The sequence below is a fragment of the Saccharopolyspora taberi genome, assembly GCF_039534165.1.
Lineage (GTDB): Bacteria > Actinomycetota > Actinomycetes > Mycobacteriales > Pseudonocardiaceae > Saccharopolyspora_D > Saccharopolyspora_D taberi.
The window spans coordinates 174,813-199,760 of record NZ_BAAAUX010000001.1; the positions used below are offsets into that span (position 1 = coordinate 174,813).

Consider the following 24,948-nt stretch of genomic DNA (forward strand, 5'->3'; position numbering starts at 1 on the left):
CCCGCGACGGGTCCATGACACACGGAGGACGCCGCGATGGCGGACGAGACCCAGGCGCCCGAGGAACAGCAGGAGGCCCCCGAACAGGAGGCCCCGCAGTCCCAGGAGAGTGCATCCGACAAGACCGATCAGCTCGGAGAGCCGGGCAAGGCAGCGCTTGCCGCCGAGCGTAAGGCCCGCCGGGAAGCCGAGAAGCAGCTCAAGGAGCTGACCGCCCGGCTTCAGTCGATCGAGGACAAGGACAAGTCGGAGCTGGAGCGGGCACAGTCCCGTCTCGCTGAACTGGAGAAGCAGTACGGCGAGGAGCGGGCGCAGCGACTGCGCCTGTCCGTCGCTACGCAGCACTCCATCCCCGCCGAGTACGTGGATCTACTCACCGCCGACGACGAAGAGGCACTGGAGCAGCAGGCCGCGAGGGTCGCGCAGCTCGTCAAGGCCAGCTCGGCCCCCGAGTTCGCCCGCAACCCCGGCCAGGGCGCCGGCAACGGCGAACCAGTGACGCCGTCGGTGCAGTCGGGGAGAGATCTCTACCGGCAGAAGCATTCCAACTCGTAAAGGACATTCTCATGGACCTGAAGTTGTCCACCGAGTCCTTCGCGGCTGACGACCAGTCGTGGCTGGGCTCTCGTGACGGCGTGGAGTTCGCTCACTCCGTCACGCTCAACACGTCGCTGTTTACCGCAGCCACCCACTACCCGAACGGGTTCTTCCCGTCGGGTCTGCCGCTGGGCCGGGTCACCGCTACTGGGCTGGTCGGCCCGTACGACTCGGGCGCGACCGATGGCCGGCAGACCCTGATCGGGTTCCTGCTGTTCAGCCTGCGCACGCCGAAGGACGGCACGTCCAACGTCGTGGGTGCAGCGCTGGAGCGCGGCCGTGTCCGTGTCGACCGACTGCCCGTGGCGTTCACTGCGCCGACCACGTCCCGATTCCTGTTCGTCTGAGAGGGGTGACCAATGGCTGACTTCTACGACCTCATCACCCCGGCCGAACTGACGGGGTATGCGCGGCAGTCGCTGGCTGACCGTGCCGACAACCAGTTCTCCCTGACCAGGTGGCTGCCGCACCGGCAGGTCAACGACTTGGTGTACCGGTTCTCGCGTGGCGGCGGCGGTCTCATCGAGGCCGCGAGCTACCGGGCCTACGACGCCGAGCCGGGCTTCGGCCGGCGCGAGGGCATTTCGCGGGTGCAGGGCGAGCTACCTCCGCTTGGTGAGCAGTACGTTCTGGGCGAGTACGACCATCTGCGGCTGCGCGCTAACGCGGCCCCGGAGATTCGGGAGTTGCTGCTGCGCGATGCCGAGCGCATCTCGCGGTCGATCGATGCCCGCCTGGAGATCGCCCGCGGCGATGCTCTGGTGAACGGCTCGGTGACGCTGTCGGAGGACGGCGTGGAGGCCACCGTCGACTTCGGGCGCGACCCGTCGATGGAGGTCACTGCCGCGGTCGCGTGGTCGAACCACGCTACTTCGACGCCGCTGGATGACATCCAGGCGTGGACCGAGGCGTACGAGGACATCAACGGCGCCCCGCCGCAGGCGGTGCTCACCTCGCGGATGGTGTTCCGGCACCTGCTGCAGAACGACCAGATCCGGGCGCAGCTGTATCCGAACGCTCCGCAGATGCGGATGACCCCTCAGGATGTGAACGCGTTCCTGGAGCAGTGGGGTCTGCCGCCGGTCACCACCTACGAGGCGCGGGTGCGTCGGGATGGTGTGTCGACGCGGATCATCCCCGAGGACAAGTTCCTGCTGCTGCCGCAGACGGGCACTTCGGGCGGACCGACTGAGGGTGAGCTCGGCGCGACGCTGTGGGGAACCACAGCGGAGGCGCAGGAGGCCGGCTACGGCATCGGGCAGGGTGACCACCCGGGCATGGTCGTGGCGGCGTTCCGTGAGACCAAGACCCCGATCCGCGTGTACACGATCGGCTCTGCGATCGGTATCCCGATCATGGCGAACCCGAATCTGGCGATGGCTGCGACGGTGCTGTGATGGCGAAGCTGGCTGCGTACGTGCATCTGGTCGATGACGACGGCAACCCGCACCGGTTCGGCCCGGGTGACACGCCTCCCGCGTGGGCCGCGGATCGGATCAAGAATTCGAAGGCGTGGGAGCAGTCGCCGACCGGCAGTAAGAGCGAAGCGATGGAGGAGCCGCCGCGGTCCGGTCCCGGGTCGAACAAGGCGGCGTGGGTAGCCTACGCCGAGTCGCGTGGCGTGACGATCACGGACGACATGGGCCGTGAGGAGATCATCGAGGCCGCGACCCGGGAGTGAGCATGGGACCGTTCGCCACCTACGAGGACCTGGAGGTGCGTCTCGGCGTCCAGTACGACGACGCCGAGCGCCCTCAGGTCGAGGCCCTGATCACGGACGTGTCCGCTCTGATCCGGCAGGCACGTCCCTCGATCGATGCCGACATTGAAGCCGAGCGGATCTCCGCTGACGTGGTGCGGATGGTGACCTGTCAGGTGGTTGCCCGCTACATGTCGACCGTCGATTCCGGCGGGATCGGTGTGCGGTCTGAGCAGCACCCGGAGTACGGATACACGCTCACGACTGCCGCGGCGAACGGGCTTGAGCTGACCCAATCGGAGTTGGCGCTGTTGACTCCTGTGTCGCAGCGCTCGAAGGCGTTTTCAATCATGCCGAGGTGACACATGGCTGCAAGCAATGTGGCCGTCGTGCGCGACCAGGACGGGCGAGTCCACTACGGGGCCGCCGAGTCGAAGTTCGTGCGCGAAGGCTTGGCGAACGGGACGCTCGAGGAGGTCAGCGATGCGGGCTCCTCGAATGCGCCAGCAGGTGATGCTGGAGAATCCCGGTCCTCCCGTCGTGGATCCGGTGACCGGAAACGAGCGTCCGGGGCCACCGATAGCGACACCAAGTAGGGCGTACCTGGAGCAGCGCAGCCTGTACGCGCAGCAGGAGTACCAGGCCAGTCAGTCGACGGCGACGACGGACTTCATCCTGCTCGTTCCGGCAGGGACGCCGCTGACGATGGACTCGACCGTCATCGACGAGGCTGGCGCTCGGTACGTGGTGGTTGGACATCCCGCTGAGCGTCGTGCCCGGCTGAATGGCGGTCGGGTCCGCTACATCGCAGCGTGGCTGCGGCTGGTCTCCGATTTGCAGGGGGTGAGTTGATGGCTGGCGTACGTGTGCGGGTGTTCGCTTCTGAGGCGTTGCGCGAGGCTCGGGCGTTGTCGACGGACGAGCGGGCACGGATCGCCCGGGAGGCTGCCGCTGAAGCTCGTGCTGACGCCCCTGTGCGAACGGGGGAGTACCGCTCGGGCATCGGCGTCGAGGTGTCGGGCGACGAAGTGCGGATCGTCGACACCGATCCGGAGTCGATCTACAAGGAGTACGGCACGTCGGACACGCCGGCGCACGCGGTGCTCACGGACGCGGCTCGCAAGCGCGGCCGATATCGCGGTTGGAATCCGCAATGACCGCCGCACTCCCATGGATCCCCGGGGCCGTCAGATCGCTCCTGCTGGCCGATGAGGAGTTCTCCGCATCGTGCGGTGGGTACTGCGCCGCAACAGCGCCAGTGAGCATCACAGGCCCGTTCGCGCAGTGCCGGATGGTCGGCAACTACTCGCTAGGTGGGAACGTCGCCTACCGACCGCTGGTGCAGGTCGACGGATGGGCGCCCGAGTCGATGACAACCGCGGACCCCACCCTCGCGGCCTGGAACGTCGCTGCCCACGCAGCCCGTGTCCTCGCCGCCGCAGCGAACGTCCGCTGGCAAAGCATCGACTACTCCGCTCGCGTGGTCGACGGCCCCATGGAGGGCGCGCCGGACACCTCTCGTGGACTGGCGTCCCCGCTGCTGCGAGTCCTCGTCCGGGCCGAGCTGACCGTCCACAACCAGTGAACCCCGGCCCGCTCGCGGGTGGGCGCCTTGGCGGGCGGGCCGGACTTACCCAATCCGTACCCGCCACGGGCGGGATCGAGTGCAGGAGGACTGCATGAGCACGCACATCGACTCGTCCAAGGCCCGGTTGTGGCTGGACGGGGACGCTTTCCGGGCGCCGGCAGGTACACCGCTGCCCACCAACATCTGGGCCGACACCCTGCCTGGATGGGACGCGTTCGGTGGCATCAAGGCTGGCTTCGAGATCGAGACCGAGCGTGAGACGACGCCACTGGACGTCTGGAACAACACCTCGGGTGCTGCCTACCGAAACAAGAAGGACCCGGCGAAGCCGACCATCAAGCTACGCCCGGTCGACTACTCGAACGCCACCGTCCTGACCCTGCTCACCGGCGGGTCGATCAGCGAAACCTCGACCGGCTCTGGCATGTGGGAGTGGATCGAGGGCGACGACCCCGAGTTCGCGACCATCCTTCGGCTGGTCGACGGAGACAAGAAGAAGGCTTACTTCGTCGAGCGCGGCGAGTTGGCGAACATTCCCACTGAGACGATGAACGCGGAAGACCTCGAAGGATGGGACCTTGAGGTCGCCCCGTTGGCGCCCGCGTCCGGCAACAAGGCGGTTCGACGGTTTACCAGCTGGAACCCGCTGAGTGGTGCGAGTGGTGACACGATTGCGCCGACCGCTCCGACGAATCTGGCGGCTGGCACGATCACCGCGAACTCGGTTGCGCTGACCTGGACCGCGTCCACTGACGCGGTGGGTGTGGTGTCCTACGACGTGTTCGCGAATGGCCTGCTGAGGACCACGTCGTCGACCACGAGCGCCACCGTCTCTGGTCTGACTGCCAGCACCTCGTACAGCTTCTACGTCCGGGCCCGTGACGCCGCGCTCAACAGCTCTGCCGCGTCGAACGTGGTCACCGTCAGCACTACCGCGTAAGGAGCAACGATGACGCAAGGCGCCCAAGCCCCTTTGGATCTCAACTCGCTGTTCACGGCCCGCTCGCTGCGACCGCGGCGAGTGACAGTGGCTGGCGCGACGTTCGATGTACGTCGCGACCTGACCAGCGAAGAGGTCATTGCGTTCTTCGAGAAGTCCGCATCCGGCAAGAACTTCGATGCGCTCACCATGCTCATCGGAGAGGACGCGGCCCGCGAGGTCGACGCGAAGCTGTCGGTGCTGCCCGCCGAGCACGTCACGAAGGTCTTCCGCCGGTTGATGCAGATCTCCGGCGTGCTGACCCGCCTTCCTGAGGACGAGGAGAGCGAGGAGTCGGAGGGGGAATCCTCGGCGTCCTCACCGCGGTCCTGACGGACTGGTGGGACGCCTCCCTCACCGACTGGCCCAGGTACTACGGGCAGCCGCTCAGGGACGCGCTCAAGGCGCTCCCTGCGGTGGATTTCGTGGCGATGGTGAAGCAGACCATCCGCACCCCTGGATCGGCCCTTAACCGTGTTGCCGCCGGCGGGTGGGGATGGCACGAGGAGAACACCGCCCGCCTGTACGAGGCACTGAACTACTGGCTCGAGCTGGCGTGGATCGACCGCACCACTGATCCCGACGACCCCGAGGTCAAGCGGGAACGGGCCGAGGCGAAGCGTGCAGGCATCAAACCGCCACCGCATCCGCTGATTCCGCCCGTGGCCTTGCGCCCGTCGGAGATCGCTGACGAGCGGTTCCAGGCGTACCTGGACGAGGTCGGCCAGTACCAGACGAAGCGCCAGGAACAACAGGGCGGGAAACGCCAGGTCACTTCCGATGAGTTCGATCGGATCATGGGTCTCTGACCGCTAGGGGGTGACTCCGTGGCGGGTGGAGCGATCGACATCCTGGTCGAGCCGGATCTGCGGGGTTTCACGAACAAGCTGGGCGCTGGCCTCCAGCAGTCCGGCCGCAGCGTGTCCGGCATCGCCGCCAACTTGGGGCGCGGGCTGTCGCTCGGGCTCGTGGCGGGCACCGTCGCCGCCGCCGCTGGCCTGGCCCAGGTCATCCGTCTCGGAAACGAGTACCAGTCGAACCTGAACCAGCTCCAGGCGGTCACCGGAGCGACCGGGGCCCAGATGGAACGTGTTGGTGCGCTGGCCAACGAACTGGGGTCCGACCTGTCGTTGCCTGCCACGTCGGCCGCTGACGCGGCTGCGGCGATGGTGGAGCTGTCGAAGTCGGGGCTGTCGGTCGACGAGGCGATGACCGCGGCCCGCGGCACCCTGCAACTGGCCGCTGCTGCGCAGATCGACGCGGCGACGGCTGCCGAGATTCAGGGCACCGCTGTGAACCAGTTCGGACTGGAGGCTGACCAGGCCGGGCGGGTCGCGGATGTCCTGGCGAACACGGCCAACGCGGCAGCGGGTTCGATCACCGATGTCGGCTACGCACTCAAGTACGTCGGACCGGTTGCCCGTTCCCTGCAGATCGACATCGACGACACCGCCACTGCGATCGGCCTGCTGTCCAACCAGGGCATCCTCGGCGAGCAGGCCGGTACCTCGTTGCGGGGCGTGCTGGCGTCGCTGTCGGCGCCGTCGAAGGAAGCCGCGCAGGCGATCGGTGAGCTTGGCATCATCGCGTTCGACCAGCAAGGTCGGTTCGTTGGTTTGCGGGCAATCACCGAGCAGTTGACTGCCGCCAAGGCGAGGATGACGGATCAGGAGTTCCAGTCCGCCGCGGCAACTGCTTTCGGCAACGAGGGTATGACCACCGCCAATGCACTGGCCTCCTCCGGTGCTGAGGCGTTCGACCGCATGGCTGTCGCTGTTCGTCGCCAGGGCGGTGCTGCGGATCTCGCTGCGGCCAAGACCCAGGGGCTCGGCGGGGCGATAGACGGCCTGGTCTCGCAGTTGGAGACGTTCGCTCTCGGCGTGTACGACGTCATTGATGGCCCGCTCGAAGACCTCGTGCGCGGCAGCGCGCAGGCGGTCGATCGCTACGGGCAGTCCGTCATCGACGGCCTGCGAGGCGCTGCGGACGCGGCTGGCAGGTACGGGCCGCAGATCGCTACCTCTATCGGGTCTCTGGACATCTGGCGTGACGCTGCGGAGATCGTCGACAATCTCATGGCCACGCTCGACCCCACCGCCGATGGCCTGGCGGATGTCGCGAGCGAGATGTTCACGGCCGGGGGAGCGGCGGGCATCCTCGGGGCCTCGATTGAGCTGTCCGGCGATGCGCTCTCTGCTCTGTCTTCGCTGCTGGTACCTTTCGGCAACCTCGTCGGCGGGCTCGTGCAGGGCTTCGGCGATTTGCCCGCACCGGTGCAGGCCGCGGTGTTGGCGATGCTCGCGTTCCGGCTGGCAAGGCCGCAGCTCGAAGCGCTCGGTGCGACGGTGCGGGATCGGGTCACCGCACCGTTCCGGGCGATGGGCGAGGAGATCCGACTCCAGCAGGCGCTGCTAACCGGGTCGACCCAGATCATGTCGCAGAGCGTCGGCAACGTCGGCCTCGCGATGGCAGCTCTGGAGTCCCGGGTGCCGGCGATCGGTCGTATGGCGGATGCCTACCGGAACGTGTCGGAGAGGATCCGGGACACGGTTGGCGCGAACCTTGCTATCGCCGCGGCGTCGGCGACAGCGGGGCACTCGTTCGGTCGTCTCGCCCCTGTGGTGACAGGTGCGAGCAATGCGCTCGGGGGCCTTGTCGCTCGGGCTGGTGGCGCTACGGCGGCGCTGGGATCGGGACTGCGGTCCGCGGTCGGGGGGCTTGTCGGCGCGCTCGGTGGGCCGTGGGGTTTGGCGATCGGCGCCGCAGTGGTCGGCCTCGGGTTTCTCGCGGATTCGCAAGCGAAGGCGCAGCAAGCAGCAGAGCAGCACAAGCAGCAGGTGCAGAACCTCGCGCAGGCGTTACGTGAGTCCAACGGCGTCATGACCGAGTCCATCCAGGCACAACGTCTCCTGGATGCCCAACAGCAATCCCTGGCTGGCACGAACGACAACTTGCTTCAGGGATACAAGGCTCTCGGTGTCGATCAGGGCGTGTGGACTCGGGCGCTGATGGGCGAGCAGGGCGCGATCGGCGAGGTCAACCGAGCCTATGACGCGCTGATCCAGTCGCACAGCATGACCGAGCGCAACCCCTACACGGGTGGAACGTCGCAGCAGAGCCTCGATGCGGAGGGCATTGCGGCGCAGAACGCCCGCGACCAGTTCCGGGCGTTCACCGGCCAAGTTGGCGAGGCGGAGGAGGCGAACCGGGCGTTCGCTGCGGCAATGGGGACAACGAACCCGACGATCCTCACCGCGACCGAAACGGGACGCTCCTTCGCTGAGGCAATGGGTGTGCTCTCGAAGAACACGTCCGATGCTGATCAGAAGGTCCGGGCTCTGGATCAGGCGCTTGGCGCACTGGCCGGTGAGGCGCTGACCACGGAGGATGCCCAGGCCAAGCTGCACGAATCGACCGATCAGGTGCGGCAGGCGATGGAGTCCGCAGGGCAAGCTGCGGGCGGCAACCTCGCCTCGTTGATCGGGCTCGACGGTGCGATCAACACGACGACGGAGACCGGGCGCCGGTTCCGGGAATCGTTGCTGCAGCAGCGGCAGAGCATGGCGGACATGGCATTGGCGGCACGGGATGCCGCGCTTGCCGCGGGTCAGGATCTTCCTGCTGCGAACGAGGCTGCGCGGGTTGCGGCCAATAACGCTCGACAGGCGTTCGTGGATCAGGCGATCCAGATGGGCTTGACCCGAGAGCAGGCGGACTTGCTCGCCACGCACTACGGCCTGATCCCGGAGAACGTGGTCACGCTCATTTCGCAGCCGGGCATGACCGCGGCGCAGCAGGAAGCTGTCCTGTTGAAGGCGAAGGTCGATGCCGTGCCGGACCACAAGATCACGGTGACGCAGGCGGTGACCGCGGAGGCCGTGAAGCGGCTCAACGAGCTGGGCTACATGGTGAACACCTTCCCCGACGGGCGCACCGAGATCGTCGCCGACACTGCGGGTGCTGCTCGGCAGTTGAACGGCTTCATCGATCGGTACAGGAACACCACCGTGTACCTCGATGTCCGGGCCCGCATGACGTCGCGGTTTCCCGGCTTCGTGGGGCCAGTCAAGGGGCTCGACTACGCCCGCGGCGGGATCGCCACCGCCTACGCGGCCGGTGGGATCCACCGGCTGACGCCGATGCGCGCCGGGCTCGCCGACATCGTGCCGCCGAACACCTGGCGCATCGTCGGCGACCGGATCCGGGACGACGAGGCGTACATCCCGATCAACCGGTCTGCTCGGTCTACTGCGCTGCTAGAGGAGACGGCCCGACGAATGGGCTACCAGCTGTTGCGTCGGTACGCGGACGGCGGGATCGCCGTCCAGGCTCGGTCCACCGGCGGTCCGTCGGGCGCGGTTCCGCAGGTGTCGACGGTGTCTCCCCGGGCGATCCGCGAGGCGCTGGCGGGCATGCAGTTCGCGTTGGATAGCGATGGTCTGGTCAGGCTTGTGAACAAGGAGAACGCCCGGCGGCGTGGGAGGTAGGACATGGCAGGCACGTTCTACCTCGGCCCACTCGGAGGCATGGTGCCCCTGCCTGTTCCGCAGGCAGGCGTGCAGCGCCCGGTGGAGCGGATCGGCGGTATCCACGTCAGCCGAAACGGTTCGAAGACCGTCGACTCGTTCGGGATGAAGCGGTCGTGGTCGCTGGCGTTCGACTGGCGGTTTCAGTCGGAGTTGGAGGCGATCCGGCTCATGCACTACGGGGCGACGGCGGGGGCGCTGCGCATCATCGACCCGATGGTGTTGAACAGGTTGCCCGCTGAGATTGCCTCTACGGGATCGGTGCGATACGACGGCGTCCTGGTCGCCCACGAGGTGCAGGGTTCGGCGCAGCTGGTGTCTGAGTGGCCATCCGGGGCGAGCAAGGTTCCGCTGTCGTCGTCGATCGCGTGGACGCCGCCCGATACGGGCGGAGAGCTGACGTCGTCCGATCCTGCCTATGCGATCCCGGTGCTCGAAGGCGAAGCGGTCACCGCCTCTGCCTACGTGCGTTCACCGGATGGTCGGTCAGCTCAGGTGGCGCTGCGGTCCTACAGCGCGACGGGCGCCGTGAACGCCACGACTACGGGCGCCATCACCACGTCGGCATCGTGGCAGCGGCTCACGGTCTCCTATACGCCGACTGCCACTGACGCGGCAGTAGCGGTGGTGCTGACCAGCGTTGCCAGTACCGGCGTGATTCGGACCGCAGCATGGCAGCTGGAAGTAGGGGAGACCGCTACCGACTGGATGTTGGGTGGCGGCTGCCCTGAGGTCGTGATCGACCAGATGCCTGAGGAATCTCCCTACTTCCCGATGACTGATGCGGGGCTGACGCTGCTGGAGGTGTGAGCGTGCAGTACCCGGACGACATCGAGTTGGCCGAAGCGGTCAACTCCCGCAGTAGGCGGTTCTCGGCACGCCTGATGGTCGACTGGAACCGCGACGGGCTGCACGACCACCCGTATAGCGACCTCTCGAAGTTGGTGGTCGAGGCAACGACGGACCGCAGCATGGAGGGCGCACTTCCGGAGAACGCCACCCTGATCGAGGGATACTCGGCAGCGCAACTCACGGTGAAGCTGGAGGGACGGCGGGTATACGGCGAGCCGAACGCGGCACAACTGTTCGCGCCGTACTCGACTCGGTCGCCGCTCTACAACATTCCCCGCAAGCCGGTGCCGGTGTACTACGAGATTGTCGTGCACACGACTACCGGGCTACGCCAGGTCCGCCAGTTCACCGGCTGGACCCGCGAGATCGTGGCGAGTTCGGCGGACGGCACCGCGACGTTGAGATGTCTGGACTTTGCGGAGCCACTGCGGGCGCCGATCACCCTTCCGGTGTGGGCGCACGAGCAACGTGCCGACGAGGGACGCCTGATCAACTCACAATGGTTGATCGACCACATCCTCCGGCGCAACGGGTATTTCCAGTCGCCACCGATGGTCGCAGAGTGCCGGTACTCCGCGACTCTGCACGGTGCCCAGATCGCCGAGACCGGCCACCCGGATGACGATTCCGGCGGGCCCGTGTACCGCTGGGTGCAGGGCCGCTACGGGCTCGCGCTCGGAGCCAGCGCGACAGAAGTGCACGGGTCGAGCATGAGCGGATTCGCGAACCTGCCCCACACCAACGGTCTCACCTACGGGTTCGGCGGGTTTTTCGAAGTCGGCGGCAGCAATCCCGGCGTGTCCGAGGTCCGTGCTTGGTACAACACCCAGGACCGTCTCGGGCTGCGGATCACCGGTGCTGGCCAGGTGCAGGCGTTTTTCGTCGCCGACACGGGGACGACCACGTGGACCGTGGACGGGCCAATGCTCTCGGGTCCTTCGCGCTTCGCCTACGTCGGGGTGGAAGCGACGATCACCGCCAGCAACATGCAGATCCGGTTCAACATCGACGGCACGGTTACCACGGCGACGGGAACCCGCTGGGCACCCGCGTCCTCGAATAGCCACTTCGCGAATTGCGAGCTGCAGCGTTCAGCGCAGTGCATCCAGCACTGGCAGTCGATGACCCGTACGAACAACTGGTCCTGGACCCCCGACTTCGAGCCCAATTCCACCCTGTCGAGCGGACTCAATCTGCTGAGCCACCTGCCGGACGTAGTCGACGAATCATCGTGGGACGTGCTTAAGGAACTCGTGCACGCCGAGTTTGGGACCTTGTTCGCCGACGAGCACAACCACGTCTGGTTCCTCAACCGTGAGGACGCACGGCAGGCGAAGGACACGATCGACCGGGAGATCGGCCCGGATCAGCTCCAGGACGTGGCTGTGTCGGACACGTCCGATGCCATCGTGAACTGCATTGCGGTTAGCTCCACGCTCGGCATGTACAAGGACCCAGTTCGGGTATGGGAAGCGACGAACAACGACCAGCTAACGTTTCAGCCAGGTAGTACGACGGTCACCATCACGGACGTTGAGAACGCGATGTCGTACTTCGTCGATATCCCGTACTGGGACGACGCGACGTGGGACCGTGGGGACAATCCGCTGCGCGGGTTCTACCCGGTGCACGCCAGCAACGGCACCGTCGCGCCCAACGTGACGGTGTCGGTGACCCAGATCAGTCAACGGTCGTTCTCGTACACGGTCAGCAACGGCAACGCCTACGCGATCCGCCTCGCCGACCGCGCCAACACCGACCCGAACTACCCGGGGACACCGCGGCTGCGGGTCGGCGGCAGGGGCATCGTGTACTGGCCCACGAAAAAGAACCTGGTCACCAACCAGGCGTCGATTGACATCCACGGCCGTCGACTCTGGGAGATCCCCAACACCCGCTGGGCGCAGTCCTACTCAGGGCAGGCGAACATCGCCGCATCGTTGCTGTCCGAGCTCGGTGCCCCGCTACCGGTCCTCGACCAGGTCAGCATCGTCGGGGATCCGCGGATCCAACTCACCGACGCAATCCCCATCCGGGATCCCGATGGACTCGGCGACTACATCCTCGGGCAGGTCACCGGCATCCGGCAGACCCTCGGCAGCAACGGTCTGTCCGCTGACCTCACGATGCGCCTGCTCACGCCGCCTGGTCAGGGCGAGTGGGACTCGAGCATCTACGGCGTTTGGGACGACACGTTCGTCTGGGCAACCTAGGAGGTGGCCATGGCCGTGATCACGCACGTCGGTTTCGAATCAGTAGCGAGCTCGGCTCACCAGAACGGTTTGATCGACCAGGTCAACACCAACACCGACGACATCGCCACACTCGACAACTCCGTCTCGGCACACTCCACGTCCATCGCGAGCCTGAACACGCGCATGGGCACCGCCGAGTCGAACATCACCACCCTGCAAGGCCAGGCGCGGGCCGCGGCCTACCGCGGCGACTGGACCGACAACAACGGCGGCGCTGGCATCACTATCAACAACGCCAGCGGCGGCGGAGGCGCCGGCGTCAAGGTCACCGACATCGGCGTGGTCATCGGCACCCCCGCCGGGTGCTCCATGTCGTCCGGAACGTTCACCCCGACGTATCCGGGCAGGTGGACGTTCGACTTCAGCGTGCAGTTCGCTGCTGGCTCGTCGGCTATGCGGGCGATCTACCTCGCCATCAGCACCGCGAGCAACACCCCCTCAGGTGCGAAGTACGGCCTGCAGGCAGCCGTTTCGGATGCGATCTCGTCGAGCACGACGCTCACGCTCGCAGCATCCCAGTCTGTGTCTATCTACGCGGCGTGCTGGACGACCAGCGGGTCCGTCCAGGTCTGGAAAGCGCAAGGCTGCGGCCTCCTGGCCACGTGGATCGGCCCCTAACCCCTAACCGAAGGAGAACAGTGACCTCACCGTCCTACCCGCGCTACGTCCAGCCGCCCACCCTGTGGGCGATGCAGGAGTGGACCGGCACCAACGAACAGGAGGTCAAGGACTTCCTCGCGGCGCACTCGATCGCGGCTACTACCGCGGTCGCGGGTACCACGATCTACCTGCTGATGGGCTCCTCATCCCCTTCGTACGCGGCTAGCACCTCGGTCGTGCTCCGCAACGACGGCGACGGCTGGTCGATCGACCCAACACGGACCAGCTCGATCGGGCTGGCGCCGTACGAGGACTTCTACGTGTCCTGACCTGGAGGTGATCCGTGGATGCGGTGCTGACGGCTGCTTTGCAGTCCGCACCGCAGCTCGGCATCGGGGGAGTCGCAGTCTGGCTCGTCGTGCTGCTCTTGCGGCGGGAGTCCAGCTCGGAGGAACGGCACACGGTGGAGCTGAAGCGCGTGAACGACGCGCACGACGCCGAACTGTCCGAGCTGCGCGCTGACATCGCAGCGTTACGCAAGCAGGTCGATGACCTGCAGTTGAAGTTGGATATCGAACGTGAAGAACGCCGCAAAGCCGAAGACTCGGCTGCGGAGGTGCTACGGCGGTCCGGAGGTGGTTCGTCGTGAGCCGCTGGATCCGCGTAGAGCGCCTGGCTATCGCGCTACTGGGAGTCGCGGTGGCCTATCTGATCATCTCGCAGATTGTGACTCGCTCCGAGGCGAACGACCAAGCCGACCAGAAAGCCGCTGCTCAACAGCAAGCGGCGGAGTCGGCACAGGATGCTCGGGCGGTTGCTGATCCTCTGGCGGAACTGTGTCGGACCGACCCGTCGGTGGCGCAGCGCGCAGGCGAGGCGTGCCAGAAAGCCGCCGAGGTCAAGCGGCAGCCAACCGCACCGATCGCGGTCAACGGGCAGGACGGGCGCGGCATCGTGGCCACCGCGATCGAGGCCGGTCGACTGATCGTGTCCTACGACGATGGTGTGCGTCGCGACGTCGGCCAGGTGGTCGGCCAGCCCGGTGCACCCGGTGCAGTCGGCGCGCCGGGTCGTGGGGTGGTCTCCACCATCCTCGATGGCGTTGACCTGGTCGCCATCTACTCGGACGGCCAGCGGGAGAACCTCGGCCGGATCGTCGGTCGCGATGGCCGCGGAATCACCAGCGTTGACGGCTCCACGGGGCGCCTGCTCATCACCTTCGATGACGGCACCACCCAGGACGCCGGGGAACTCCCGCGAGGCCCTGAGGGGAAGCGCGGTCCGCCGCCGGCGGGCTGGACGGTGCAGCGCGCCGACGGGTCAACCGAGCACTGCAGCCGCAACGCGGGCAGCCCGGACGAGGCACCGACGTACTCGTGCACGGCGTCTGGTGGGCCGACGGATCCGCCGACTGAGACCACGACCACCACGGCAACCGAGACAACGACGGTCACTGCCACCCCGCCGCCCGACGACGGTGGGCTTCTACCTATCCCCACGGAGGGACGATGAGGCACTTCTACGACACCGAGTTCATCGAGGATGGCCGCACCATCGACCTGATCTCGATCGGCATCGTCGCCGACGACGGCCGCGAGTACTACGCCGTCAACCACGATGCCCCGTGGCGGCGGATCAAGAAGCACGCGTGGCTGATGGCCAACGTCGTGCCGCACCTGCCGCAGGGCCACGGCGATCGACGGTTCCACGTCCCGGCACGCTGGCCGCTCGACTTCGCCGACCCCCTCGTGAAGTCCCGCAAGCAGATCGCGGACGAGGTGCGTGACTTCCTGCTTCACGATGGTGAGGCGGAGTTGTGGGCTGACTATGCCGCCTACGACCACGTCGTCCTGTGCCAGCTCTGGGGCACGATGATGGACCTCCCGCCCGGGGTGCCGATGCACACGATGGATGTGCAGCAGGAGGCCGTGCGGCTCGGCGTGACCGAGTTCCCGGAGCAGCAGGGCGTCGAGCACAACGCGCTCGCTGACGCCCGCCGCACCCGCGTGAAGTGGGAGCACCTCCAGGGGGTGAACGGCTGATGGCTTTACCTCTGGTGTGGCTAGGTGACGTGCTCCGAAAGGCTGGGCTGCGCGTCGTCGAGCCCCCCGGCTGGAAGACGCGAACCGCCTCTGGCGCGCAGCCACTGCCGGTCGGCGTCCTCGAGCACCACACCGCCACCACAACCAGCTATGCCCGACCCGCACCGACCGTGAACCTGTGCATCACCGGCAGGCCGGACCTCGACGGACCACTCTGTCACGTCGTCGTCGGATACGACGGCACCTGCCACCTGATCTCCGCCGGCCGCGCCAATCATGCCGGCGCGGCGAAGGCATCCGGCCCCAACCCCGGTGGCGACGGGAACCTGCGCTACGTCGGCTTCGAGTGGGACTACCAGGGCGTCAACCAACAGCCCAGTCCTGAGCAGTACACCGCGGCTGTGAAGGCCACCCGCGCCGTTCTTCGCCACCTTGGGCGACCCGCGGACGCAGCTCGCGGGCACCGCGAAACCTCTGTGACCGGGAAGATCGATCCCGGTCACGTCAACCTCGACCTCTTCCGCGCCCAGGTGGCGATCGGAGACCAGGAGATAGACATGGCCACTGCCGATCAGATCTTCGAACTCGTCCGCAAGTACTCCGGCGGCGACTCCAGCTACACAGTCAACTTGCCCGCGCACCCCGAAACGCTGACCGAATCGGTGGGGATCCCGCCGAAGATGGGCGTGGTCACCGGCAACGAAGGCCAGGTGTACGTCTCCCTGCAGGCAGGAGAGAACGCCGAGGTCGAAGAGGTCTACTTCATCGAGGATTGGTCCCCGGACGGTAAGGCCGGCAGGAAAGTCGGCGTCCAGGGCCGCTACACGCTCGTCGCGAACGACCGGCAGTCGTTCAAGGTGCCGGGCGCAGCAACCTCGTTCTGCATCCGCTACAAGTCCCGATCGACGCTCAGCGTGAACGTCGAGATCGACCCCCAGTGGAAGTGATCGCCATGAGCAACGTTCAACTGATTGCCCTGCTGGTCTCTGGTGTGGTGGCTCTTGTCGTACCGAGCCTGACCGAGTCGATCACGCACAGCAAGGCGCCGACCTGGCTGAAGAGCACGATCACGTTCGCACTGTCCGCGGCCGTTGGCGCAGTGACCACGGTCGTGGTCGATGACCACGCCACCGTGCTCGGGTATCTCGCAGCGATCCTTACGGCCTGGTTGACCTCGGCCCGCGCCTACGTCGCCGGCCTGGTCCTCGCGATCGCGCCGAACACTGGCGTCGGCGCCCCGAAGGCGAAGCATGCGCAGGAGACCGCATGACGTCGCCCGCTCCCGAGTGGGGCACCTGCCGCATACGCGGGACCTGGGTTGACCTGCTCGGGACGCCGATGGCCGGGTACATCTCGGTCACGGCGTCCCCGAAGGTGCTGTTGGCTGCGCAGTCGGACCGCATCATCGTGCCCGTCGCCCGCAAGGTGAACCTCGACGAGAACGGCTCCGTCGACTTCACGGTGCCCGCCACTGATGACCTGGACATCAACCCAACGGGCTGGACGTACACGATCAACGAGCAGTTCACCGTGGGCGGCGGCAGGTCGTACGCGATCCAAGCCCCTGAGGGCGGGGACCTGCAGCTCTCCGACATCGCCCCAGTGCCGACGGCGAACGGCACGGCAATCGTGGTCGGCCCACCTGGCGCGGACGCGATCGCCAACCGGGTCACGGTCTCTTCGTGGGAGACAGAGCGGGGGAGTGCTCCGTACTACATCGCCCACCGCGGCAGCGGCGACATCATCCCCGAGAACTCGATGGAAGCGTTCGAGTGGGCAATCCAGCATGGTGCACGCTGCATGGAGGTGAGCGTGCACCTCACTCTGGATGGGGTGCTGGTGGTCAACCACGACGCGACGTGGGACCGCACCACGAACGCCACGGGCGCGATCGCTTCGCAGCCCTCGAGCGTCCTGCGGTCGACGCAGATCAGCAAGATGACGCAAACCGGGGCGGCCTGGTCAGGAACGAACGGGCCGAAGGTCGTGCTGTTCGAGGAGATCCTGCGTCGCTACGGCGGCATGGTTGTCATGTGCGCCGAGGCTAAGGCTGATGCTGCCTACACGCCGATGGTCGCGATGATCGAACGCTACGGCTTGAAGGACTCGACGATCATCAAGGCATTCCACAGCAGTCCCAGGATCGCCGAAGCCAAAAGTGCTGGTTACAAGGTGTTCGGGTACTTCGGGAACAAGGCGGAGATCACGCAGGCCGCCGTCGACTCACTCGTAAGTCGGGGCGTGGACTACATCGTCATCCCGTACTTCGATGGGGACGTGTTGACGCCGATGCCCGACGCCGAGGTCACGCGGTGCACCGCCACGGGCAAGTCGGTGTGGATGTACCCGCTGCACCGCCGCTACGACATCGGCTACAACGTAGCCCGCGGTGTCAGCGGGTTCGTGACCAGCGGCTACGGCTATGTCAACACCTCAACCCCGCGGTCATTGACGGACTCGTGGTGGACGCAGGCCATCGCGCCCGGGGAACTCACTCTCGACCAGTCCGGAGCCTCGTATGCCCCGGGTTGGGCGGCGCCGAACATTCTCACCCTGGGGCGGACGGGACGGCACTTCCTGTCGCTCGGCGCGGTCCCGAACCCGTCGGATACCTACACCGTCGACTTCGACGCCCGCTGGGACACACTGCCGGCAGATACCACAACGAACCTCACGCTTGCCTTCGGCCGGGCCACGGACCAGTACTACGAGCACCAGTACGGCAAGGGCAACGGCTACCACGCCATCCTGCGGGCCAACGGGCAACTGCAGCTCTACGCCCACGTCGATGGATCCACCGCCGGCAGTCAGCTCGGGTCGACGGTCACCACGGCCGCTCCCACGGCGGGCACCTGGATGCACTTCCGGGTCACGGTGACACCTACGGACATCACGTGGACCAGGACCGATGTGGGTGCGCCGAACTCCATCACGGTCACGAACTCGGCGAATCGCGGAGGCTACCTACACATGGGGAAGTCGTCGACAGATGGGGTGCTCGCACTCCGCAACCTTGCGATCAGCTGAGCCGAGCACCTCATCCCCTAGTTCAACAGACCCTCATCGATCAGTACCTTCCGGCACTGAGCACAGGTCACGTTTGTCAGCGGTTCGTGATCGAGGCGACGGTCGACCTTGCGTCCGCCGGATCGGTCGCACAGGGTGTACGGATTCACCCTGGTCTTCTGGCGACGTTGGTACACGGCCGCTGCATGGCGCACGACGGACGACCGCGCCGTGATGTCGACTGGCACGTACTTGACGATCTTGTCCGTCGCTGGCGGTTCAGCGTCATCAGCGCGCTCGACAGGCGGGTGCGTGTTCTCGACGAGGAGTAGGTATCCGTCCTGCTCGATCGAGACGACCTCGCCAGGCTCGGGAGCAGAATCGGCGGGGATGGTGAAGGTGATGAGTTCGGGCATTCTGTCCTCGCTCTGGAGGGAATGATCCGGCGGCGCCGGTCGAAGCTCATATCGCCGATCACCCGAAGGCGTTACCGCCTAAGAAGAAGGCCCCGGACCTTGCTGCTTCCCCCAGCAGGGTCCGGGGCCTTGTGTGTCTGGCGTCGGGACAGACACACATTTAGTCTAGAACCTGTGTTCGATGGCTGTCAGCCCTGCCACCCCATGGTGACCGACCCGACAAGAAGTTCAGGCCACCGAGGCCGGTGTGGGTGTCGCTCGCCGCGCTGTTCCCCTGCGACGAGCCTCGGCCCTACGCGGACGGGTGGGACACGCAAGCACAAGTACCTGGGGAACTGCACATCTGGTCCCGGTCAACCACAGGTCAGTGGATCGCGCCGGTGCACTACCGCATGGCCCGTGGCGGAGGCTCTGAGGGCATGCGCCTGACCTATTGGGGTGCCGGCGCACGCGGTGTCACCGAGGCAGGACGAGCCAGCACGAAAGACCCCTCGTGCTGGTGGCAATCGGCAGTCTGATCAGGGATAATGATCTGTACAGGCTTCGCGATGGGTGCGCGGGGGTGCGTCTCGGGCGGAACGCAGGGTGATGGAGAGCCCCCAGTGCCTTCCGGCACTGGGGGCTCTTTTCGTGCCTGGGTCAGGCGAAGCGGTCCGCCTTCACCGCTGTCAGGAACTCCTGCCACTGCTCGGTGGTGGTCGTGAAGTAGCCGGCGCTGCGGTCCTTCGTGTCCCGCACTGCCGCTCCACCGTCAACCCGGCCGACCTCGACACACGAGTCATTCGGGTTGGAATAGCTCGCCTTCCGCCAGTTGCTTGGTACCGTCGTCATCGCTGGTCCTTTCCGCCAGTTGTTGCGCAACAGCGGTCATGAGCTCGGCTGACGACTCTGGGCTCATGGCCGCGCCCATCAGCGTAGACAGTTCAGATCGGTACGCCTCAACATCATTCTCGCCGTACAGGAACGTCGGCCCTCGGAAGTGCTCGAGATGCACCATTGGGGCGGCCTTGTCGAACTCGAACAGGATGAACGAGCCGTTGTGGGCGAGAGTCCACCGGCTGATGTTCGATGGGATGACCTGCACGGTGATGTTCGGTCGCCCGGCGAGCTGTACGAGGTGGCGAACCTGTTCGGCCATGATCGTGTAACTACCGATCGGCTCGCGCAGGGCTCGCTCCATGATGATCGCCGTGATCTGGCGATCCGATCGCAGCGTCTCGCCACGCGCCATGCGCAGCTCGACTCGAACGCCACGTTGGTCGGCGGGGATCGACGCCATGATCTCCGTGGCGTATGCGCGAGTCTGCAGCGGACCCGGGATGACCAGCGGGGCTACGTGGGTGATGCGCGTGGCGGCGCGTTCAAACTCGGCAAGCTCGATAAGATGGCCGTGAAGGCTCCCTCTGTGGTCGGCGACCATGTTTGGCTCCGATGCGGTGCGGGCGAACTCGATGAGTTCATCGCATCGTTCGCCGATGATTCCGAGCGTGCCGAGGACGCGGGCGACGATGTCGACGGGCGCGGTCCGCTGGCCTGATTCATACCTCGACAGGGTTGGCTGGCTGATTCCCAGGCGGGCAGCAAGTTGACGACCGTTCAGTCCGGCCGCCTTCCGCAGATCACGAAGTTCGGCGCCGAGTAGACGAGCCTTCGGAGTGTGACTCTCGTTGATTCCGCCCATGAATCAAGAGTAGTCCAGGGAAACCCCTGCTCATTGCGTCCGATCAGGGTAACGACCTTGCCTGGTTGATACCGGTATCATCTACTTGAATCCGGTATCAGCAATATGGCTGGCCATTCACCCGGAGGCTATCGACAACCTCCCGCCCACCACTGGGGGACACCATGCACGTCCTCTTCACCCTCACCGCCCTAGCTCTAACCATCGGCCCGATCCTGCTCCACCGCGGCATGTTCGGGCGGTGGTCGTGATGACCCATCCCTTCCGCTGGGCGCCCGCCGCCAACGAACGCCACGCCAGCAGAGACACCGCGCCCGCCGGTGGCCTCTACCCGAACGGCGAATGCGTCGAAACCCTCTGCGGTCGAGAACTCTCCGTCGACAACTCCGACATCGCATGGCTCTGGCCCACGTGCCCCGACTGCAACCAGGTGGCTCATCGGATCGCAGGGTGTCCGATGCCGCCGGCGAAGAAACCGCTGTTGCGCTAGACCCGGCCGCGCCGCGGTGTCAATCCCAGTCGTCACCCGCGGCCCGACCGTCGGCCCCGATCCCGTCTCCCCGACCGGGATCGGGGCCTTTCCATGCTGGCTTACTTGTAGGCCGCGTCCAGAGCCGCAGCGGCGCCAGGGTTTTGCATGCCACGGCCCATGTACACGTTCTGCGTCATCGACGGGTTCGCATGACCGAGCTGGTCGGCGATCTCGCGGGCCGTCTGCCCGGACATGTCAAGGATCGTCGCGACGGTCTTGCGGCCGATGTGCGTCTTGAAGCCCGGATATTCAATACGCTCCCGCATCCGCCGCACTGACCGCTGCATGTTGCTGGGATGGCGCCATCCCAGAGTGCCCGACGGGAACACCGGCTCGTTTTCGTATGCCTCAAACGGCTTGCGGACGAGCAGCAGGGTGAACAGGTAGTCTGGCATCCCGATGACGCGCTTGGCCCGGAAGGTCTTGCCTTCGTGGCGAACCAAGCCCTTGCCCGATACCGCAACGATGTTGCCGTTGATCCACACGGACTTGGGCGGAAGTACCTCTTGCGCTCCAGTTCCGTCGTAGACCGTGATTGACTCGTCGGTCAGGTTGAGGTCTCGCCACCGCACAGCCAGTGCTTCCCCGAACCGCACGCCGGTTCCGAAGACGAACCGGATGAAGTCCGGCAAGTCAGCCTTCGCCGCTGTCTCGTCAGCGTCGAGCTTGGCCAGGAAGTCCGACAACTGATCGGCGGTCATCGCGACAGGCTTGTTCGCAGCACCCTCAATATTGGAGAGGTCGCGAACAGGGTTTCGGCTGATGATGCCCGTCTCATCGTTGAGGACGACGTACTGCATCACGCCGGACAGTACAGTGCGGATCCCGCGGCGTGTGTTGGCTGCGACCTTCTTGCGTTCTAGGTCGGTCATGAACTTTTCTAGGCGGCTGACGGTGCACTCGCGGAGGAGGAGCTGCCCGATCGCCGGGAGGACGTGTTTGTTCAGCCGTCCCTTGTAGCGGTCGTAGGTGGTTCCGCTGCGGCGCGTTTGGATCTGCTCGAGGTAGAGCTTGGCGGCGTCGGCGAACCGTGATCCGGCGCCTAGGGTGGCTTGTTGGCCGGCCTGCTTGCCAAGCGCTTCGCGAAGGGAGCGGCGGGCTTTGGTCTCGCTGCTGCCGCTGCGTTCGACCTGCCGTGTGTTTCCGTCGTGGCCGCGATAGTTGGTGACCGCTCGCCACGAGTCGGCACGTGCGCCTTCGGGGATGGATTCCTTTGGGGTCCACTGGCCGTCGATGCGGCCGTAGGTTCGGATGGCGCCCCAGGTGCCGAGGGGGAGCGGAGGACGAGCCATGATCATCTCCCAAAGCCATGGGTTTTGCATGGATGATCTATGGTATCGCGATCTCGTGGCGGCCTGCTATGGGCGCTGACTTGGGAAAATGAGTGCCCCCGGTGCGATTCGAACGCACACTGGACGGATTTTGAGTCCGCTGCCTCTGCCGTTGGGCTACGGGGGCCTACCTGCGGCGAGCATACGCCACGCTTGATCAACTCCGGGCGGGAGGGCCGGGGAGTGTCCGGTTCGGGACCCTGGCGGTGGTGATCGTCACCGGTTAGGTTCACGGCTCTGCCTGGATTGGACCTACCTTTCGGGGGGCCGGGATGGATCAGCAGCACGCGTTGCGGCGGAGTCTGAAGGGGCGGCACCTTCGGATGATCGCGCTGGGCGGGATCATCGGGGCCAGCCTGTTCATCGGCAGCGGGGCCGTCATCCGCACCGTGGGGCCCGCCGCCGTTCTCTCCTACGCGCTCGGCGGGATGATCGTCGTGCTCGTGATGCGGATGCTCGGGGAGATGGCCACCGCCGCTCCCGCGCTCGGGTCTTTCATGGAGTACGCGCGGTCTTCGCTCGGGGAGTGGGCCGGGTTCACCGTCGGCTGGTTGTACTGGTACTTCTGGGTCGGCGTGGTCGCGTTCGAGGCCGTTGCCGGGGCCGAGTTGCTCCAGCCGCTGCTTCCTTCCGTTCCCCAGTGGGCGTTCTCGCTGGTGCTCATGTTGCTGCTGACCGCCGCGAACCTCGTGTCCGTTCGCTCCTTCGGCGAGACCGAGTTCTGGCTGGCGTCGGTCAAGGTCGTCACGATCGTAGTGTTCCTGCTGTTCGGCTCGCTGTTCGCGCTGGGGCTCTGGCCCGGTTCCTCCTTCTCCGTCGGCAACATCGCGCTCGACGGGTTCTTCGCCGGCGGCGGCTTCTCCGTGCTGCACGGGGTGGTCATCGTGATCTTCTCGTACTTCGGCACCGAGATCGTGACCATCGTTTCCGCCGAGTCCGCCGAGCCCGAGCGGGCCGTCGCCAAGGCCACCAAGGCCGTCGTGTGGCGGGTCCTGCTGTTCTACGTCGGGTCCGTGGCGCTGCTGGTGATGATCACGCCCTGGCGGGACGTCCCCTCCGAGTCGAGTCCGTTCGCCGCCGCCTTCACCAGGTTCGGGCTGCCCGGGGCCGAGGTGATCGTCAACGTCGTGGTGTTCACCGCCGTGCTCTCGGTGCTCAACTCCGGGCTCTACACCGCGTCGCGGATGCTGTTCGCGCTGCACGGGCGCGGGTTCGCTCCGGGCTGGATCCGGGACGTCAACTCCCGCGGCGTGCCGTGGAAGGCGATCGTCCTGTCGACCCTCGTCGGCTACGTCGCCGTCGCGATGAGCTACGTCGCTCCGGACACCGTCTTCTACTTCATCATCAACTCCGCCGGCGCCGTCGCGCTGTTCGTCTACGCGATCATCGCGCTGTCGCAGCTGCGGATGCGGCGCAGGCTCGAGCGTGAAGCCCCCGAACGGCTGAAGCTGCGGATGTGGTTGTTCCCCTACCTCACGTGGGCCACTTTGGGGTTGATCGGCGTCGTGGTGTTGACCATGGCAGTACTCGGCGACACCCGCTCGCAGCTCGCGTTGAGCCTGGTCAGCCTGGCCGCGATCCTGCTGGTCTACGCGCTGTTCGTGCGCGGGCGGACGCGGGAAACGTGATCGTCACCGATGTCGGGATGCTCACGCCGCCTGCGCCCCTCGGCCACGCCTCCGGACCGGTAGGCTGCACTTTCCGGTGCGACCGCGCCGGCCGACCCTAGATTGATCCAGGAGGACCCGGTGACCACGCCGGCTGCCGAGGACACACGCGAGGCCAAGCCCGTCGAACGTCGCGTACTCGTGGCCGAGGACGAGGCGTTGATCAGGCTCGATCTCGTCGAGATGCTCCGCGAGGAGGGCTACGAGGTCGTCGGTGAGGCCGGTGACGGCCAGGAGGCCGTGCGGCTCGCCGACGAGCTCCGGCCCGACCTGGTCATCTTGGACATCAAGATGCCCAAGATGGACGGCATCGAGGCCGCCTCCAACATCGCCGGCGAGCGGATCGCGCCGGTGGTCATCCTCACCGCGTTCAGCCAGCGCGACCTGGTCGAGCGGGCCCGCGACGCAGGCGCCATGGCCTACCTGGTCAAGCCCTTCGCCAAGCGCGACCTGGTGCCCGCGATCGAGCTGGCCGTCTCCCGCTTCGCCGAGGTCAAGGCGCTGGAGTCCGAGGTCGCCGACCTCAACGACCGGCTGGAGGCGCGCAAGACCATCGAGCGCGCCAAGGGCCTGCTGATGAGCAAGCACAACCTCTCCGAGCCGGAGTCGTTCCGCTGGCTCCAGCGCACCGCCATGGACCGCCGCACCACGATGAAGGCGGTCGCCGAGGCGGTGCTGGAAAACCTGAGCCAGTAGTCAGCTCTTGTCGCGCAGGACGCAGGTGAGGCGGGCGGTGCAGGTGCGGCGGTCCTTCTCGTCGGTGATGACGATCTCGTAGGTCGCGGTGCTGCGGCCCCGGTGGACCGCCGTGGCCACTCCGGTCACGAGGCCCTCGGAAGCGCCCCGGTGGTGCGTGCAGGACAGCTCCAGCCCGAGGGCGATCCGGTCCTCGCCCGCGTGGATCGCCGCGGCCACCGAGCCGAGGGTCTCGGCCAGCACCGCGTTTGCGCCGCCGTGGATCAGGCCGTAGGGCTGGCGGTTGCCCGCCACCGGCAGCGTGCCGACCACCCGATCGGGGCCGTACTCGGTGATCCGGAGCCCCATCCGGTCGCCGAGCTGCTCGTCCGCGGCGCCCATGATCTCCTGCGGTAAACCGTTCCCGCTGGTCGTCGCGCTGTTGTCGTCGGTGACCGACACCCTCACCCGCTCCTTCGCCTCCGCGTACCGCCTGTCAGCC

General features: G+C 66.4%; 30 protein-coding genes and 1 tRNA gene. 25 read left to right on the forward strand and 6 right to left on the reverse strand.

Translation table 11 applies throughout. The features are described from left to right. Window positions 1-36: 36 nt before the first annotated feature. The 22 genes from ABD691_RS01135 to ABD691_RS01240 all read left to right on the forward strand — a co-directional run bounded on the left by ABD691_RS01135 (window position 37) and on the right by ABD691_RS01240 (window position 18,165). The gene (locus ABD691_RS01135; RefSeq protein WP_344677414.1) at window positions 37-555 is read left to right on the forward strand and encodes a hypothetical protein; all 519 of its coding nucleotides are present in this window, start codon (window positions 37-39) and stop codon (window positions 553-555) included. Between the two features lie 11 nt (window positions 556-566). Continuing rightward, window positions 567-944 (forward strand): hypothetical protein, encoded by a 378-nt coding sequence (locus ABD691_RS01140; protein WP_344677415.1) that lies wholly within the window; start codon window positions 567-569, stop codon window positions 942-944. A 12-nt stretch (window positions 945-956) separates the two neighbouring features. Continuing rightward, window positions 957-1,994 (forward strand): major capsid protein, encoded by a 1,038-nt coding sequence (locus ABD691_RS01145; RefSeq protein ID WP_344677416.1) that lies wholly within the window; start codon window positions 957-959, stop codon window positions 1,992-1,994. After that, window positions 1,994-2,278: a hypothetical protein gene (locus tag ABD691_RS01150; protein WP_344677417.1), complete on the forward strand. Its 285-nt coding sequence runs from the start codon at window positions 1,994-1,996 to the stop codon at window positions 2,276-2,278. Before ABD691_RS01145 ends, ABD691_RS01150 begins: the two co-directional genes overlap by 1 nt. Window positions 2,279-2,280: 2 nt before the next feature. Next, window positions 2,281-2,658, forward strand: a complete 378-nt coding sequence (locus ABD691_RS01155) for a Gp19/Gp15/Gp42 family protein (RefSeq protein WP_344677418.1) — start codon at window positions 2,281-2,283, stop codon at window positions 2,656-2,658. 136 nt (window positions 2,659-2,794) lie between these two features. Beyond that, window positions 2,795-3,148, forward strand: a complete 354-nt coding sequence (locus ABD691_RS01160; RefSeq protein ID WP_344677419.1) for a hypothetical protein — start codon at window positions 2,795-2,797, stop codon at window positions 3,146-3,148. 56 nt (window positions 3,149-3,204) lie between these two features. Continuing rightward, window positions 3,205-3,453, forward strand: a complete 249-nt coding sequence (locus tag ABD691_RS01165) for an HK97 gp10 family phage protein (RefSeq protein WP_344677420.1) — start codon at window positions 3,205-3,207, stop codon at window positions 3,451-3,453. A 101-nt stretch (window positions 3,454-3,554) separates the two neighbouring features. Further along, window positions 3,555-3,881, forward strand: a complete 327-nt coding sequence (locus tag ABD691_RS01170; RefSeq protein ID WP_344677421.1) for a hypothetical protein — start codon at window positions 3,555-3,557, stop codon at window positions 3,879-3,881. Window positions 3,882-3,975: 94 nt separating this feature from the next. Continuing rightward, window positions 3,976-4,824, forward strand: a complete 849-nt coding sequence (locus ABD691_RS01175; RefSeq protein ID WP_344677422.1) for a phage tail tube protein — start codon at window positions 3,976-3,978, stop codon at window positions 4,822-4,824. 9 nt (window positions 4,825-4,833) lie between these two features. Next, on the forward strand, window positions 4,834-5,196 hold the full coding sequence (locus ABD691_RS01180) for a hypothetical protein (RefSeq protein ID WP_344677423.1): 363 nt from the start codon (window positions 4,834-4,836) through the stop codon (window positions 5,194-5,196). Window positions 5,197-5,288: 92 nt separating this feature from the next. Next, entirely contained in the window at window positions 5,289-5,672 is a 384-nt protein-coding gene (locus ABD691_RS01185; protein ID WP_344677424.1) for a hypothetical protein, read from the forward strand. An 18-nt stretch (window positions 5,673-5,690) separates the two neighbouring features. Then, a complete protein-coding gene (locus ABD691_RS01190; protein WP_344677425.1) occupies window positions 5,691-9,350 on the forward strand; it encodes a phage tail tape measure protein in 3,660 nt (1,219 codons plus the stop codon). A 3-nt stretch (window positions 9,351-9,353) separates the two neighbouring features. After that, complete coding sequence (locus tag ABD691_RS01195) at window positions 9,354-10,199, forward strand: phage head spike fiber domain-containing protein (protein ID WP_344677426.1); 846 nt, start codon at window positions 9,354-9,356, stop codon at window positions 10,197-10,199. A gap of 2 nt (window positions 10,200-10,201) precedes the next feature. Then, a complete protein-coding gene (locus ABD691_RS01200; protein WP_344677427.1) occupies window positions 10,202-12,454 on the forward strand; it encodes a hypothetical protein in 2,253 nt (750 codons plus the stop codon). 9 nt (window positions 12,455-12,463) lie between these two features. Further along, window positions 12,464-13,114, forward strand: a complete 651-nt coding sequence (locus tag ABD691_RS01205; RefSeq protein WP_344677428.1) for a hypothetical protein — start codon at window positions 12,464-12,466, stop codon at window positions 13,112-13,114. Window positions 13,115-13,134: 20 nt separating this feature from the next. After that, window positions 13,135-13,425: a hypothetical protein gene (locus ABD691_RS01210; protein WP_344677429.1), complete on the forward strand. Its 291-nt coding sequence runs from the start codon at window positions 13,135-13,137 to the stop codon at window positions 13,423-13,425. A 14-nt stretch (window positions 13,426-13,439) separates the two neighbouring features. Then, on the forward strand, window positions 13,440-13,745 hold the full coding sequence (locus ABD691_RS01215; RefSeq protein WP_344677430.1) for a hypothetical protein: 306 nt from the start codon (window positions 13,440-13,442) through the stop codon (window positions 13,743-13,745). Continuing rightward, window positions 13,742-14,608: a hypothetical protein gene (locus ABD691_RS01220; RefSeq protein WP_344677431.1), complete on the forward strand. Its 867-nt coding sequence runs from the start codon at window positions 13,742-13,744 to the stop codon at window positions 14,606-14,608. The genes ABD691_RS01215 and ABD691_RS01220 overlap by 4 nt, the downstream gene beginning before the upstream one ends. Continuing rightward, a complete protein-coding gene (locus ABD691_RS01225; protein ID WP_344677432.1) occupies window positions 14,605-15,138 on the forward strand; it encodes a 3'-5' exoribonuclease domain-containing protein in 534 nt (177 codons plus the stop codon). Before ABD691_RS01220 ends, ABD691_RS01225 begins: the two co-directional genes overlap by 4 nt. Further along, a complete protein-coding gene (locus tag ABD691_RS01230; RefSeq protein ID WP_344677433.1) occupies window positions 15,138-16,085 on the forward strand; it encodes a peptidoglycan recognition protein family protein in 948 nt (315 codons plus the stop codon). The genes ABD691_RS01225 and ABD691_RS01230 overlap by 1 nt, the downstream gene beginning before the upstream one ends. 5 nt (window positions 16,086-16,090) lie before the next feature. Continuing rightward, on the forward strand, window positions 16,091-16,408 hold the full coding sequence (locus ABD691_RS01235) for a hypothetical protein (protein WP_344677434.1): 318 nt from the start codon (window positions 16,091-16,093) through the stop codon (window positions 16,406-16,408). Beyond that, the gene (locus tag ABD691_RS01240; RefSeq protein WP_344677435.1) at window positions 16,405-18,165 is read left to right on the forward strand and encodes a glycerophosphodiester phosphodiesterase; all 1,761 of its coding nucleotides are present in this window, start codon (window positions 16,405-16,407) and stop codon (window positions 18,163-18,165) included. The genes ABD691_RS01235 and ABD691_RS01240 overlap by 4 nt, the downstream gene beginning before the upstream one ends. 17 nt (window positions 18,166-18,182) lie before the next feature. On the opposite strand, the gene ABD691_RS01245 is transcribed toward ABD691_RS01240, so the two are convergent. From ABD691_RS01245 to ABD691_RS01255, 3 genes are all read right to left on the reverse strand, one after another. Further along, window positions 18,183-18,560, reverse strand: a complete 378-nt coding sequence (locus tag ABD691_RS01245; protein ID WP_344677436.1) for a hypothetical protein — start codon at window positions 18,558-18,560, stop codon at window positions 18,183-18,185. 639 nt (window positions 18,561-19,199) lie between these two features. Then, on the reverse strand, window positions 19,200-19,391 hold the full coding sequence (locus ABD691_RS01250) for a DUF397 domain-containing protein (protein WP_344677437.1): 192 nt from the start codon (window positions 19,389-19,391) through the stop codon (window positions 19,200-19,202). After that, window positions 19,339-20,241, reverse strand: coding sequence for a helix-turn-helix domain-containing protein (locus ABD691_RS01255; protein ID WP_344677438.1), 903 nt, complete (start codon window positions 20,239-20,241; stop codon window positions 19,339-19,341). Before ABD691_RS01255 ends, ABD691_RS01250 begins: the two co-directional genes overlap by 53 nt. 250 nt (window positions 20,242-20,491) lie before the next feature. Between ABD691_RS01255 and ABD691_RS01260 the strand changes: the two genes are divergently transcribed. Further along, window positions 20,492-20,731 carry an HC3 family zinc finger protein gene (locus ABD691_RS01260; RefSeq protein WP_344677517.1) on the forward strand — a complete coding sequence of 80 codons (240 nt, stop codon included), beginning with the start codon at window positions 20,492-20,494 and terminating at the stop codon, window positions 20,729-20,731. A 101-nt stretch (window positions 20,732-20,832) separates the two neighbouring features. On the opposite strand, the gene ABD691_RS01265 is transcribed toward ABD691_RS01260, so the two are convergent. Together ABD691_RS01265 and ABD691_RS01270 are read right to left on the reverse strand one after the other, a co-directional pair. Continuing rightward, window positions 20,833-22,065, reverse strand: coding sequence for a site-specific integrase (locus tag ABD691_RS01265; protein WP_344677439.1), 1,233 nt, complete (start codon window positions 22,063-22,065; stop codon window positions 20,833-20,835). A 93-nt stretch (window positions 22,066-22,158) separates the two neighbouring features. Beyond that, window positions 22,159-22,231 (reverse strand) — tRNA-Leu (locus ABD691_RS01270). A gap of 145 nt (window positions 22,232-22,376) precedes the next feature. Here ABD691_RS01270 and ABD691_RS01275 point away from each other — a divergent pair. Further along, complete coding sequence (locus ABD691_RS01275; RefSeq protein WP_344677440.1) at window positions 22,377-23,732, forward strand: amino acid permease; 1,356 nt, start codon at window positions 22,377-22,379, stop codon at window positions 23,730-23,732. Between the two features lie 120 nt (window positions 23,733-23,852). Next, window positions 23,853-24,467, forward strand: coding sequence for an ANTAR domain-containing response regulator (locus ABD691_RS01280; protein WP_344677441.1), 615 nt, complete (start codon window positions 23,853-23,855; stop codon window positions 24,465-24,467). On the opposite strand, the gene ABD691_RS01285 is transcribed toward ABD691_RS01280, so the two are convergent. After that, complete coding sequence (locus ABD691_RS01285; RefSeq protein ID WP_344677518.1) at window positions 24,468-24,848, reverse strand: PaaI family thioesterase; 381 nt, start codon at window positions 24,846-24,848, stop codon at window positions 24,468-24,470. It abuts the gene before it with no gap. Window positions 24,849-24,948 lie beyond the last annotated feature (100 nt).

Excerpts from the sequence above, each read along its gene's own strand:
- ABD691_RS01155 (WP_344677418.1), top strand. The coding sequence starts at position 2,281 with ATGGGACCGTTCGCCACCTACGAGGACCTGGAGGTGCGTCTCGGCGTC.
- ABD691_RS01175 (WP_344677422.1), top strand. The coding sequence starts at position 3,976 with ATGAGCACGCACATCGACTCGTCCAAGGCCCGGTTGTGGCTGGACGGG.
- ABD691_RS01230 (WP_344677433.1), top strand. The coding sequence starts at position 15,138 with ATGGCTTTACCTCTGGTGTGGCTAGGTGACGTGCTCCGAAAGGCTGGG.
- ABD691_RS01150 (WP_344677417.1), top strand. The coding sequence starts at position 1,994 with ATGGCGAAGCTGGCTGCGTACGTGCATCTGGTCGATGACGACGGCAAC.
- ABD691_RS01145 (WP_344677416.1), top strand. The coding sequence starts at position 957 with ATGGCTGACTTCTACGACCTCATCACCCCGGCCGAACTGACGGGGTAT.
- ABD691_RS01255 (WP_344677438.1), bottom strand. The coding sequence starts at position 20,241 with ATGGGCGGAATCAACGAGAGTCACACTCCGAAGGCTCGTCTACTCGGC.
- ABD691_RS01195 (WP_344677426.1), top strand. The coding sequence starts at position 9,354 with ATGGCAGGCACGTTCTACCTCGGCCCACTCGGAGGCATGGTGCCCCTG.
- ABD691_RS01285 (WP_344677518.1), bottom strand. The coding sequence starts at position 24,848 with ATGGGCGCCGCGGACGAGCAGCTCGGCGACCGGATGGGGCTCCGGATC.
- ABD691_RS01135 (WP_344677414.1), top strand. The coding sequence starts at position 37 with ATGGCGGACGAGACCCAGGCGCCCGAGGAACAGCAGGAGGCCCCCGAA.
- ABD691_RS01265 (WP_344677439.1), bottom strand. The coding sequence starts at position 22,065 with ATGGCTCGTCCTCCGCTCCCCCTCGGCACCTGGGGCGCCATCCGAACC.
- ABD691_RS01275 (WP_344677440.1), top strand. The coding sequence starts at position 22,377 with ATGGATCAGCAGCACGCGTTGCGGCGGAGTCTGAAGGGGCGGCACCTT.
- ABD691_RS01260 (WP_344677517.1), top strand. The coding sequence starts at position 20,492 with ATGACCCATCCCTTCCGCTGGGCGCCCGCCGCCAACGAACGCCACGCC.
- ABD691_RS01160 (WP_344677419.1), top strand. The coding sequence starts at position 2,795 with ATGCGCCAGCAGGTGATGCTGGAGAATCCCGGTCCTCCCGTCGTGGAT.
- ABD691_RS01245 (WP_344677436.1), bottom strand. The coding sequence starts at position 18,560 with ATGCCCGAACTCATCACCTTCACCATCCCCGCCGATTCTGCTCCCGAG.
- ABD691_RS01250 (WP_344677437.1), bottom strand. The coding sequence starts at position 19,391 with ATGACGACGGTACCAAGCAACTGGCGGAAGGCGAGCTATTCCAACCCG.
- ABD691_RS01140 (WP_344677415.1), top strand. The coding sequence starts at position 567 with ATGGACCTGAAGTTGTCCACCGAGTCCTTCGCGGCTGACGACCAGTCG.
- ABD691_RS01225 (WP_344677432.1), top strand. The coding sequence starts at position 14,605 with ATGAGGCACTTCTACGACACCGAGTTCATCGAGGATGGCCGCACCATC.
- ABD691_RS01235 (WP_344677434.1), top strand. The coding sequence starts at position 16,091 with ATGAGCAACGTTCAACTGATTGCCCTGCTGGTCTCTGGTGTGGTGGCT.
- ABD691_RS01180 (WP_344677423.1), top strand. The coding sequence starts at position 4,834 with ATGACGCAAGGCGCCCAAGCCCCTTTGGATCTCAACTCGCTGTTCACG.
- ABD691_RS01205 (WP_344677428.1), top strand. The coding sequence starts at position 12,464 with ATGGCCGTGATCACGCACGTCGGTTTCGAATCAGTAGCGAGCTCGGCT.
- ABD691_RS01240 (WP_344677435.1), top strand. The coding sequence starts at position 16,405 with ATGACGTCGCCCGCTCCCGAGTGGGGCACCTGCCGCATACGCGGGACC.